The following is a 269-nucleotide window of genomic DNA, read 5'->3' as shown; positions in this document are numbered from 1 at the left end:
CGTTGATATTGCCAATGCTTATTATGAACTAGCAGATGTTCAAGCATTGCATGACAGTTTTGAACAAGACAATCAATTACGTGCGAGTCATAACCTACCTCAAATGACAATCGATGAATATCTATTAGATGCATCCAATGATTTGAAGCCATGTAGCGGTATCGCAGTCGGTATGGATAGATTGATAATGGTGTTGACAGGTGCAAGCAGCATGGAAGAAGTCATTCCTATTCCCAGAGGGAAAGCATAATTGAATCAGCTTCTTTTAG

Annotated in this window: 1 protein-coding gene; it reads left to right on the top strand. The window is 39.4% G+C overall.

Translation table 11 applies throughout. The annotated features are described in order from the left end of the window. Window positions 1–250 (top strand): amino acid--tRNA ligase-related protein (locus V6252_RS12880; protein WP_341610717.1); only part of this gene is annotated, 250 nt, incomplete at its 5' end. Between the last annotated feature and the right edge of the window lie 19 nt (window positions 251–269).

The organism is Psychrobacter proteolyticus (genome assembly GCF_038155145.1).
Taxonomy (GTDB): Bacteria; Pseudomonadota; Gammaproteobacteria; order Pseudomonadales; family Moraxellaceae; genus Psychrobacter; species Psychrobacter proteolyticus_B.
This window is presented reverse-complemented; position numbering and strand designations above follow the sequence as displayed.